Source organism: Verrucomicrobium sp. 3C (assembly GCF_000379365.1).
Classification (GTDB): Bacteria; Verrucomicrobiota; Verrucomicrobiia; order Methylacidiphilales; family Methylacidiphilaceae; genus Methylacidimicrobium.
The window spans coordinates 1,821,165-1,832,372 of the sequence record NZ_KB901875.1 but is presented as its reverse complement, the minus strand read 5'-3'; the positions used below and the strand labels follow the sequence as shown (position 1 = coordinate 1,832,372).

11 protein-coding genes and 2 pseudogenes are annotated in these 11,208 nt (G+C 61.5%); 5 read left to right on the top strand and 8 right to left on the bottom strand.

Going from position 1 to position 11,208, the window contains the following annotated elements; translation table 11 throughout:
* Together A37A_RS16900 and A37A_RS0109665 are read left to right on the top strand one after the other, a co-directional pair.
* Positions 1–238, top strand: a pseudogene (locus A37A_RS16900) (transposase); the annotation flags it as partial.
* A gap of 225 nt (positions 239–463) precedes the next feature.
* Positions 464–1,165 (top strand): hypothetical protein, encoded by a 702-nt coding sequence (locus A37A_RS0109665; protein WP_018291298.1) that lies wholly within the window; start codon positions 464–466, stop codon positions 1,163–1,165.
* A gap of 25 nt (positions 1,166–1,190) precedes the next feature.
* On the opposite strand, the gene A37A_RS0109660 is transcribed toward A37A_RS0109665, so the two are convergent.
* The 6 genes and pseudogenes from A37A_RS0109660 to A37A_RS20120 form a co-directional block, all read right to left on the bottom strand.
* Complete coding sequence (locus tag A37A_RS0109660; protein ID WP_018291297.1) at positions 1,191–2,198, bottom strand: VWA domain-containing protein; 1,008 nt, start codon at positions 2,196–2,198, stop codon at positions 1,191–1,193.
* A 52-nt stretch (positions 2,199–2,250) separates the two neighbouring features.
* Positions 2,251–3,111 carry a DUF58 domain-containing protein gene (locus tag A37A_RS0109655; protein ID WP_231363847.1) on the bottom strand — a complete coding sequence of 287 codons (861 nt, stop codon included), beginning with the start codon at positions 3,109–3,111 and terminating at the stop codon, positions 2,251–2,253.
* Positions 3,112–3,187: 76 nt separating this feature from the next.
* Positions 3,188–3,958, bottom strand: coding sequence for an RNA-guided endonuclease TnpB family protein (locus A37A_RS19280; protein ID WP_018291295.1), 771 nt, complete (start codon positions 3,956–3,958; stop codon positions 3,188–3,190).
* Positions 3,959–4,475: 517 nt separating this feature from the next.
* Positions 4,476–4,865 (bottom strand): annotated as a pseudogene (gene tnpA, locus A37A_RS0109645) (IS200/IS605 family transposase); the annotation flags it as partial.
* Positions 4,866–4,999: 134 nt separating this feature from the next.
* Entirely contained in the window at positions 5,000–5,971 is a 972-nt protein-coding gene (locus tag A37A_RS0109640) for a MoxR family ATPase (protein WP_020494256.1), read from the bottom strand.
* An 89-nt stretch (positions 5,972–6,060) separates the two neighbouring features.
* Positions 6,061–6,327, bottom strand: coding sequence for a hypothetical protein (locus A37A_RS20120; RefSeq protein WP_155996552.1), 267 nt, complete (start codon positions 6,325–6,327; stop codon positions 6,061–6,063).
* A 30-nt stretch (positions 6,328–6,357) separates the two neighbouring features.
* On the opposite strand from A37A_RS20120, the gene A37A_RS0109630 reads away from it, so the two are divergent.
* Positions 6,358–7,428: a heme A synthase gene (locus tag A37A_RS0109630; protein WP_018291291.1), complete on the top strand. Its 1,071-nt coding sequence runs from the start codon at positions 6,358–6,360 to the stop codon at positions 7,426–7,428.
* 18 nt (positions 7,429–7,446) lie between these two features.
* Entirely contained in the window at positions 7,447–8,397 is a 951-nt protein-coding gene (gene cyoE, locus A37A_RS0109625) for a heme o synthase (protein ID WP_018291290.1), read from the top strand.
* On the opposite strand, the gene A37A_RS0109620 is transcribed toward cyoE, so the two are convergent.
* On the bottom strand, positions 8,362–8,958 hold the full coding sequence (locus A37A_RS0109620) for a cysteine hydrolase family protein (RefSeq protein ID WP_018291289.1): 597 nt from the start codon (positions 8,956–8,958) through the stop codon (positions 8,362–8,364). The two genes, cyoE and A37A_RS0109620, sit on opposite strands and share 36 nt — an antisense overlap.
* Before the next feature lie 56 nt (positions 8,959–9,014).
* Positions 9,015–10,838 (bottom strand): translational GTPase TypA, encoded by a 1,824-nt coding sequence (gene typA / locus A37A_RS0109615; RefSeq protein WP_018291288.1) that lies wholly within the window; start codon positions 10,836–10,838, stop codon positions 9,015–9,017.
* 179 nt (positions 10,839–11,017) lie between these two features.
* Between typA and A37A_RS16890 the strand changes: the two genes are divergently transcribed.
* Positions 11,018–11,208 (top strand): helix-turn-helix domain-containing protein (locus A37A_RS16890; RefSeq protein WP_231363846.1); only part of this gene is annotated, 191 nt, incomplete at its 3' end.

The window sequence follows — 11,208 nt, the reverse complement described above, 5'->3', positions numbered from 1 at the left end:
GGATGGGATCCTCTGCGTTCAGGACGACCGAATCGTCGGCAACGACAACACGGTCCACTGGGGGCGGAAGAAGCTTCAGATCTTGCCCCAAAGCTGGCGTATGGGCTTGGCAAAATGCCGCGTCCGGCTCTGTGAGCATCTCGACGGCAACCTCAGCGTCCGGTACGGCCACCGGATCGTCGGCTGGTACGACTCGGAGGGCAAGCCGCTGGAGCCACACCAAACCAAGGCGGCTTAAAAGAGGAGCAGAACTTTGCCCTTGCCCCGGGGCAAGGGCAAGAACCCCAAAGGAAACAACAATCCAATATCCCAAGCGGTCAGATCACTTGTTACCAAAGCGGTCAGTTTGACATGTCTTCAACATCGGCTTTTCCCTGGGTTTTTCCGGGGTAAGCCAGGTCGGCGGACGGCCCAGAGAGAAAATCGGCTTGCCCGCAGTTCCACAAATCGTTAGGGAGCGGCGATGCCCGAGATCCTGCCTCCTTTTACTCCCGACCGTCTCTTGGATCTCATCCAGACCGAACATGCCTCTCTTTTCCTCGGGATCTCCTGGGCCTGGGAAGTTCTGCCACGGATCGCTCCTTACCTGGAGGATCGGCTGGAGCCCGCCATCCTGGGAGAGGTGTCTCCCCTCGCCACTGTCGGGCCCAAGGTCCGGATCGGCAGAGGGAGCATCATCGAGGCGGGAGCCGTTCTTCTGGGTCCGGCCTGGATCGGGGAGAACTGCTCGGTCCGCCCCGGAGCGTTCGTACGGCAGAATGTCATCGTGGGGGACCGCTGCGTCCTCGGCAACTCCTGCGAGTTCAAAAACGCTCTGCTCTTCCACGGCGCGCAGGTTCCGCACTTCAACTATGTGGGCGATTCCATCCTGGGCGCCCACGCCCACCTGGGTGCTGGCGCAATCCTCTCGAACCTTCGCCTCCGCGGAGACGAAGTGCGGGTCCGCTTCGGCGAAACCGTATTTCCCACAAGCCTGCGCAAGTTCGGCGCGATCCTCGGGGATCATGCGCAAGTCGGGTGCAATGCGGTCCTCAACCCGGGATCGATCCTCGGCCGCCGGGCGCTGGTCCACCCAGGCGTCGTCTGGAGCGGTTATCTTCCGGAAGGAGCAGTCGCCAAGGCGGCGATGCGACCTGTAGTGGTGGAAGATCCTTCCCCGGCCTGAAAGCGAAGCCTTGCCGCGCACCGGGTCAAGCGAGTTGGCGGCGTCGAGCCAGGAAGAGGGCTAGACCCCACAAGAGGAAGGCGGGAGCCAGGAAATACGGGTAGAGATCGTCCGTCAGCAGTCCGGGGCGATCCGAAAACGTCACCTTCTTTTCCGCATCGATCGCCGCAAAGGCTTCACGGATCGTTCCCTCATCGAGCGCTCGAAAATAGCGCCCGCCGGTCTGCCTCGCCATTCGTTGCAGCAACTCCTCATCAAGGTCCGAAGGGCTCATCTCATTGGCGGCGCTCCCTCCCCTGTCCTCGAGGAGGGACGGGCTCGCCTCGCCCAGGCGGCCAGCCCCGATGGTAAAGATGGGAATCCTCTTTTGCATCGCCAGCTCAATTGCTTCGTCCGGGGAGAGCGCCCCACAGTTATTCCCGCCATCGGTCAAGAGAATGAGAAACTTCCCCTTTCTCTTTTCGGCCTCCTTCGCCTGCTTGCCCGCCAGCCGCGCAAGGGCGAGGCCCACTGCATCGCCGATCGCTGTCCCATCTTCGATCATTCCCACCTCCAGCCGATCGATCTGCCGATCAAGCCAACGATGATCGAAGGTCAGGGGGCTTACGGTGTAGGCCCTCCCAGAAAAAGCCACCAGGCCGATCCGATCTCCCACACGCTTCTCCAAAAAAGACTTCACGACGCCCTGCACCGCCTCGAACCGGCTCACCGTTCGACCGCCCCGCTCATAATCCTCGGCCAGCATGCTTCCCGAGAGATCCAGAACGAGCAGGATGTCATATCCTTCCCGGGGAATACGAAAGATCCCCCTCTCCTCCAAGGGTCGTGCCAGAGCGATGATCGCCAGTACCAGGCCGGCGTAGGCGCAAAAGATCGCCATCTTCCCCGAGCCGGTCTTTCGCTTCGGCTTCCAGCGTCCGGAGAACGGGAGCAGCCAGGCAGACGATTGCCTCCGGCTCCTCGCCCACAAAAGCAACGGGAGAACGGCGGCAAGAAGGAGAAAGAACGGCTGCCCCAGTCGCAGATGGCCCATGTGTAAAAACGGAGCTGACGACCCCGGCCGTTGCTCTGGCCCGAGCCGCCCGTTAAGCAACATTCATTTCGCGCATGCGCGCAAGCAGGAATTGAGCGAGTTCCGAGGAGATGTGGCCGCCCGTGCTGAGTACGCAGCGAGATCGAGGGGCGGGGAAAAGCTCCTTCCATCGCTTCTCCCGCTCCCGGGCCCACTCCTCCTGGAGTCGGCGAACGGCGCGCGAAGAGGTGTTCAGGGAGAGAAATTCCCCGGAGGTCGGATCGAAGACATCGACCAGGCCCATATCCGGCAGCCTCCTCTCCCAAGGATCTTCGATCCGCACCCCCACTAACTCGAACCTCGATCGCAACCCAACCCAGTCCAAAGGCTTTGTCTCACCCGCGAAATCTCCCAGCCAGACCAGAACTCCGCCCCTCGACAAGGCCGAATGCACAACCTTCCACGGGATCTCCGGCTCCGGCAGAGGCCAGAGATCGGGAGACCGGCTCGTCATCAACTGCAAGAGCGAACGAAGGATCCCGCGCCGATGGCGCATTGGAGGATAGAGGACGTATCCGCCGGGATAGACGTGGAGAATGGCAGTTCGGTCTCGATTATCGGCAGAAAGCAGACCAAAAAAACAGGCGGCTTCCAAGACGGTCTCCCGCTTGGTCTTGCCCTGAGAGCCAAAGCAGAGCGACGGACTGTCCTCGACCAGAAGCAGGAGCGAGAGCTCACGCTCTTCCACGAACTTCTTGCGATAAGGCTCACCCTTCCGAGCCGTGACATTCCAATCGATATCCCGCACATCGTCGCCGAACTCGTAGCGCACTACCTGCTCGAACTCCATGCCCTTGCCGCGAAAGGCAGACCGGTAACCTCCTTCCAACAAGGACCTCGTCGAATGGCGCACACGCCATTCCAGGCGGCGCAAAAGCGCACAGGCCGCGACAACTCGAGAAAGATCTTCGGGCGAGCCCGTAAACAACCCGCGACTGAAGTCGCAGGCTTTATCGTGAAGCGCAGACATGGTTGCCAACATCCGCACCTCCAACATTAGGCGTGCTTACGGCCGCCCTTGGCGGAACCGCCGTTCCGCCAATCCGGGCAAGATTCCGACTCGCGCTCAAGTCGCTGTGCGCCCGGAGACCACAGTGAGGACACGCGAACCGATGCTTCGTGCGTCTGCCCAATTGTTTACAAGACGAGCAGGTTTGGCTCGTGTAGGCCGGATCGACGTATTCGACCGCGATGCCGGCCGATTTCGCCTTGTACTCGACAAAGCGTTGGAGCTGCCGGAAGGCCCAGCGATGCAATCTTCCTCGCATGCGCTTGCCAGCCTTGATCCGGTCTCGGATATGCGTCAGGTCCTCCATCATGATCTTGGCAACTCCGGCCTCGAGCGCCTCCCGCACGATGGCCTTGCTCGTCTCGTGGTTCACATGGGTGACGTGCCGCCTCTCCTTGCCGGAGACCTGCCGAAGCTTCTGTTTTGCGCTTCGGCTGCCGTTGGACTGGAGACGGCGACGCAGGGCGAGATGGCGGTCGCGACGATCGCACAGACGACCGGCTCCGAACATCCCTCCCAAACTATGTGCCGCGAGATTGTTTTCGCCGACATCCACTCCCATTACCGGGCCGGATGCGATCGGCTCCTTGTCGTCGGATTCGACGACGAGGTTGAAATACCCAGTTGCCTTTGCGAAAGACCAGTTCCGCCTCCTTCGTCGCGGCCGGCCGGAGGAGAGGATGCGCCGCTGGTGGTTCCGCCGAAGACGCATCGCGAAGTGTGCGTCCCACCCGGCGTGCTAAGACGCGAGACGGCATTCTCTGTGAGCGCGTCGACGTCGCGCTAGCGCAGATGGGTCGTGACGGCTTAGCGAGCGGCTGTCCTCGTCGACGACGCGTCGCGAGGCGCGCGTGCGCGCTCGAAGAGAGAGGCCGCTGGCGTGCGCGGAGGCGCGTCGGGAAGCGCGGATTAGCCGTAGTGCGCTTGCCGGGACGCTGGCTTTCGGAAGATGCCGGCCCGCGGTTAACCGCCTGTACGAGTGCCTTGTACGCCTTGCAAACCGAAAAGATGGCATTGCAGCACATCTGGCTGCCCCAGCGGAGTCGAAGAACGCAGATCCGAATAGGTCCGTTGATGCAATGCCACCCGATTCCAGACCCGATGCTCGCGAACGACGGCGGAAAGCCGCTGGCAGGCGTTCGCAAAGTCGGATTGCAGCGCGGCAAGCGCCGCGCCGCTCGCTGCTCTGGCGACGCGTCCAACTTGATCGACGCCGTGCGCATCATGGCCTATCGCCTCTTGGTGACGTGTTCGGATCGTTTGATGTAGCGACGGATGGTTTCCGCGCTGACATTGCCGGCGGTGCCGACGTAATAGGATGGAGACCAGGGATGTCCATCCCACAACCGCTCCTTAAGTGCTGGAAACCGTTGAAACAGCAAGCGAGCCGTAACGCCCTTGAGCACCTTGACGGCGTCGGCCACGGCAATGGCGGGAGGCATGCTGAGAAACAGATGGATGTGGTCCGGCTGAATCTCCTTGGAGATCATCGGCCAATCTCTTTCCGCGCAAATCGAATCCAGCACCGCTCGCATTTCCTCGGCCACCGGTCCCGTCAACACGTCGATCCGATACTTCGGACACCATACCACATGGTATGCGGTCTGGTAAACACAGTTGCGATTGGTGACAACGCGTTGCGTGTCGGAAAGACTACATCACGTGTTGCGTTCCGCGCAACCGCAATTCCTCCCGCGATTCAAATCGCAGGTTTCCTTGCAGGAACTCTATGAATGTCGCCTTGCCGTTCCACTCAATCCGCCTCGGGGATGGCGGTCCTCTCGAGCAACTGGTCCAAGACCCCGGCGACTTGAATCCCCTGAGCTTCGGCCTCGTAGCTCAAGCCCAGGCGATGACGCAGGACATCGGGAAAGATCTCTCGGATCAGCGCCGGGCTCACATACTCGAGCCCGCGGAGCCAAGCCATCGTGCGGCCCGCCAGGAAAAGTGCCAGCGACGCGCGCGGCGATGCTCCGTAGGAAAGGAGCCTCTGTCCACCAAGGATCTCTTCCCTCCGGCTCGAGCGCACGAGTTCAAGGATATACCGCTCGACAGCCGGGCTTACGTAGATTTGATCGATCTGCGACCGAAGCTGGCGGATCTCCTCGGCCGAGGAGACCCCAGAAACCTCCGGCGTCTCCGTCAGCCTTCCCCACAAGCGCAACATTGAGCGCTCTTCGGCTTCCGACGGATAATCCACCAGGACCTTGAAGAGGAACCGGTCCGCCTGCGCCTCCGGCAGTGGATAGGTTCCCTCTTGCTCGATCGGATTCTGCGTCGCCAGCACAAGAAAGGGATCGGGGAGACCGTGTGCGGTGCCCCCCAGGGTCACCTGCCTTTCCTGCATCGCTTCCAGAAGAGCGCTCTGTACCTTGGCTGGCGCCCGATTGATTTCGTCGGCCAAAACGATGTTGGCGAAAATCGGGCCGAGGTGGGGATAAAATCTGCTCTCCTGCGGCTGGAAAACCATCGTGCCGACAACGTCGCTCGGAAGAAGATCCGGAGTGAATTGAATTCGTTCGAATTGCACCCCCACCGCTGCGGAGAGGCTCTTCACCAGAAGCGTCTTGGCCAATCCCGGCATGCCTTCGATCAGGACATGGCCACCCGAAAGAAGGGCGATCAGCAATCTCTCGATGATCTTGTCCTGACCGAGGACGGTCTTGTGTACTTCATCGAGAATCCGCCGCGCCCATTCCGGTCCGTTGATCATGCTAGCCGCCATTTGTCACAAATTTCGTAGCCGAAACGCCGCAATTGGGCTTGGATGCGAGGCCCGGCGTCGGTTTTCCCCCGGAGCTGAATGAGGATATACTATAACGATGAAAAACCAAGCGCAACGAAGCAGACAAGCGCATTGTGCATGCCGCAGGAGAAAGCTTGTGAAAAATGGCGGCGAACTCCTGCGATCCGTATAGCCAGGAGGCCCTTTTCCAACGCGAGGTTCTTTTTTTTGGGCCGGCGCGCGCCCAGGCCGCCGGCACGGCCATTTTCCTCTTCGGGGATTTTCGGTCTTTCCTCCGGGCATTCCCGTAAACCACCGCTCGAGGAAATGCGGCGTGACAGCCGCCCGCGAATCACGGTACGTAGGAGGGATTAGGATTGCTTTCCTTGGAAACGCAACGTCTTTCCCCCTCGAAGGCCCTCCACTGGTTTACCGGTGTTTTGGTCGTGGCAACCCTGGTGCTGATCGGCGTCGGGGCACTCGTGACGAGCACCGAGTCGGGCATGTCCGTTCCCGATTGGCCTACGAGCTTCGGCTACAGCATGTTCTCCCTTCCCTTCGCTCGCTGGGCGGGAGGGGTTCTCTACGAGCATAGCCATCGCTTGACCGCGTCGGCGGTCGGTTTTCTGACTATCGCACTGGCGGGTTGGATCTGGCTGCGGGAGCGCAGGTCTTGGCTAAGGTGGGCGGCGGCGGCCGCTCTGCTTCTGGTCATCCTGCAGGGAGTGGTCGGAGGGCTCCGTGTCGTCTGGGTGGCCGATCGACTAGGCATTCTTCATGCCGCCTTGGCCCAAGGATTTCTCGCTCTGGTCGCGATCATCTGGCTGGCGACCTCGGCCCGCTTGTGGTTCCCCGCCGACGGAAGCTTCTCCGGAAGAACCGCCGCCTTGGCCCTGCCGTCCTGGATTCCCGGCGCCTTTTTGAGCCTCTGTCTCCTTCTCTATCTGCAACTACTCGTCGCCGCCGCCATGCGCCACGCGCATGCCTGGCTCTCCATCCCCGATTTTCCAACGGCGTATGGTCATCTCTGGCCGCACATCACCGAGGCCGATCTCGCGCAAATCAACGCGCAGCGAGCGGCTCGAAGCATCGCGCCCACCTCGCTTTTCCAGATCTATTTGCAACTGATCCATCGCGGGCTGGCACTTCTGATCCTCCTGTTCGCCTTGGTGCTCGCTTCCGGCCTGTCGGGCAAGGACAAGCTGGTGTCGCTCCGCCGAATGACGGTCTGGTTTTTGGCTCTTACCGCCGTGCAGATCGTATTAGGCGCGTTTGTAATCTGGAGCGGAAAATCCGTCGCGCCGACATCGCTCCACGTTCTGCTGGGGGCCGGCCTCTTCCTCCTGGCGGTCCTGAGCACCGGAATTGCCTATCGCCATCGCTGGCTCGCCAGCAGGGAGGCCCTTGCCGGCCGCAAGAATCCCATGGGCGACATGGGAAAGGAATGTCACGCCTAGGCTTGCGCTTTGGTTCCGGTGAAAAACGTCGTCCACGATCCCTCCTCTGCCTCCGTTCCGACTGACGCCCGGCAAGCGATCGCCGCACCGGGACCGCGGCAGATACCGGCGCCCATTCGATGGTGGGGGGAGCTTTCGGAGCTGATCAAGTTCCGGCTGACCCTCCTCGTTCTGCTGACCACGCTCATCGGCTTTTGCCTCGGCTCCGCGCGTCCGATCGACGGCCTCCAGGCTCTCCACGCTGTCGTGGGAACCGCGCTCGTGGCGGCCGCCGCGGCCGTTCTGAACGAGGTGATCGAGCGCCGCCAAGACGCGCAGATGATCCGAACCCAAAACCGCCCGATTGCTGCGGGCCGCGTGGACGGACTCCATGCGGCGGCAGCCGCGATGGCTGCTGCCGCCGCCGGAGTCGCCTATCTTGGGCTCTTTACGAACTTCCTTGCCGCGCTGGTTGCCGCCGCAACCCTGGCCACCTACGTTTGCCTTTATACTCCGCTCAAGCGGATCAGCCCGTGGAATACCTGGGTGGGCGCGGTCTCCGGCGCTCTGCCCCCGGTCATCGGCTATGTGAGCGCCAGGAACGAAGTGGATCGAACCGCCCTCTTTCTCCTGGCCCTGCTCTTTCTCTGGCAGATGCCCCATTTCTTCGCCATTGCGTGGCTCTACCGCAACGATTACGAACGGGCCGGCTTCCGGATGCTGGTCGTCGTCGATGCGACCGGTCGGAAGCTGACCTTCCAAACGGTCTTCTTCACCTTGGTCCTCTTTCTCGTCAGTCTCTGGCCGATGGCGGCGGGAACGGCTTCGCTTCCCTACGGCCCGGGAGCGGCGGCGCTCGGAGCCCTCTTTGTCTGGATGGCGATTCGGTTCCACAACCGGCCCGATCGGGCCACGGCGCGCGCCCTCTTCTTCGCCTCGATCGCCTATCTGCCCCTAATCCTGGGACTTCTCGTTCTCTTCTGGAAATAGCGGCGATCTCCGGCGCGACTTCCTTGGGGGCATACGCTGCGCCAGGTCGGCTCCCGTGCTCAACTCCGCCCCGTAGATCCGGCGAAGGTACTCCAAGCCCGATTCGTGTTCCGCCTCCGTAAAAGCGGTCACGCAATCGATCGGCACAACGATCCGGTAGCCCCGGAAAAAGGCATCGGCGGCGGAGTGGCGGATACAGATATGCGTGTGGAGGCCGGTGAGGACGAGCGCATCCACGTCCCGCGAACGGAGCAGGGAATCGAGCCCGCTTTCGAAGAAAGCGCTGTAGCTCCGTTTCTCGAAGAGGTAGTCGTCCTTTTCGGGAGTCAGTTCCGCGACGATGCGAGCTCCGTCGCTCCCCCGCATCGCGTGCTCTCCCCAAAGCCGCAACTCGAAATCGTGGGGAAGATGAGCATCGCCCACGTAGATCACGGGTCTGTCCGCCGCCCGCGCCGCAGCAAGGAGTCGCGCCAGCGGCTCGATCAAGGCAGCCTCCCGGCCCGTAGCCAGCTTTCCGCGAACGAAGTCGACGAGCATGTCGACCACGATCACGGCTTCCATGCTTCTCTCCGGAGGCCTGCGGCAAGACCTAGCCTGCACATCTCACAAGCGTTCTCCTATGCGCCCGCAGCGGCCTCCGCTCTCCGCCTTTCGATCGCGCTCAGAATCTTTTTCCGCAAGCGGAGCTTGCTCGGGGTCACTTCGACATACTCATCGGGACCGATATACTCGATCGCCTGCTCCAGGCTCAGGTTCCTCGGCGCCTCCAAGAGGATTCCCTTGCCATCTCCCTGCGAGCGCATGTTCGTCAGATGCTTGGCCTTGCAGGGATTGACCAGGAGATCGTCGGGCCGGGCATTCTCCCCGACGACCATCCCCTCGTAAACCTCTTGCCCGGGACCGACGAAAAGCACGCCCCGCTCCTGGAGATTTTCCAAGGCGAAGGGAGTCGTCACCCCTTTCTCCATCGAAACCAAGACGCCGTTGCCGCGGAGAACGATCTCCCCCCTCTTGGGGCCATACTCTCGAAAAAGGTGGCTCGCGATGCCTTCCCCCCGGGTCAGGTTGACCAGCTCGGTCTCGAAGCCGAGCAGTCCGCGCGTCGGAATCACCGCCTCCACGAAAACCGTATCCCGCAGATGCCGCATGTTTTCGACCTCCGCGCCCCGCCGAGCCAGAGACTCCAAGAGGGAGCCCAAGGCGGCCTGCGGGAGATCAACGTAAAGCGTCTCCAGCGGCTCGAGCACACGGCCGGTTTCGTCCTTGCGGTAGATCACCTCGGGCCGCGACAACATGAGTTCGAATCCTTCCCGGCGCATCTGTTCTGCAAGGACCGCAATTTGCATCTCGCCTCGGCCGCTCACTTCGAAGGAGCCCGTGCCGTTGTCTTCCACCCGAAGTCCCACGTTCGTACGGATTTCCCGAAAGAGGCGATCCCGAAGATGCCGGGCCGTGAGGAATTTCCCTTCACGGCCCGAGAGAGGAGAGTTGTTGACGAGCAGGCGCATCCGGACCGTGGGCGGGTCGACCTCGATCCCCGGCAAAGGCTGCCGGTCCTCCTGGTCGCAAAGGGTATCCCCTATGTCCACCTCTTCGATCCCAGCTACCGCAACGATATCTCCCGCCACTGCTTCGGCGAGCTCCTGGCGTTGCAGGCCATGATAGCCCAGGAGCTGGGTCACACGTCCCTTCCGAGGTCCTGCTTCTCGCGACAGGCAGACGATGGAGTCACCCACCCGGATTCGTCCTCCGTAGATCTTTCCGATGGCGAGCTGCCCGAGATAATCGCTGTAATCGAGATTGGCGACCAGGAGAGACAAGTGAGCCGCGGTATCGGCTTTCGGAGGAGGAACCTTTTCCAGGATCGTTTCGAAAAGCGGCTCCATTCCGAGCTTCTGTGCCTCCTCGACCCCGCGCCATTCGCGACAGGCAAAGCCGGCTTTGCCGGATGCATAGAGAGCGGGGAAGTCGAGCTGCTCGTCGGTCGCCTCGAGCTCCAGGAAAAGCTCGAACACCTGGTCGAGAATCTCGTTGGGCCTGGCATTCTCCCGATCGACCTTGTTGAGAAGGACGATCGGGGAAAGGCCGGCAGCCAGCGCCTTCTTGAGAACGAACTTCGTCTGGGCCTGCGGCCCCTCTACCGCGTCGACGAGCAAGAGAACCCCGTCCACCATCCGAAGGCTGCGCTCTACCTCGCCTCCAAAGTCGGCATGGCCGGGCGTATCGACCAGATTGATCTTGTAGTCCTTGTAGTGGAAGGAAGCGTTCTTTGCCCGAATTGTGATTCCCTTCTCCCTTTCCAGGTCCATCGAGTCCATGACCCGCTCCGCCACCGCTTGGTTGCTTCGGAACGTGCCGGATTGGCGGAGGAGCTGGTCCACGAGAGTCGTCTTCCCGTGATCGACGTGCGCAATAATCGCGATATTTCTTATCTGAGCCATGAGCAAACGGAAGATAGCAGGGTCTCCCGTCCCGCACAAGTGCGGCAGGCCAGCAGTGTCGTAAGCAAGTGAAGTGACCGCCGCGAGGACAGATGAACTGACCGCTTGGGTATTGGGGGCTGGAGAGTTCATGAGATGGGGGCATGGACGGCTTTGGCGAAGCGGAAGGATGGCGGGTCATGAAAGTTCAGGAGGTGATTATGCGGGCGATGGCGAAGCGGATCAGTTGGTTGGATGCGGCGGAGATTTTGGGATGGAGTCCTCGCACCCTTCGGCGGTGGCGAGCTCGGTATCGGATTCGGGGATACGACGGGCTTTTTGATCGGAGGAAGCGGAGGCCAAGTCCGCGGAGGGTGCCGATGGAGACGGT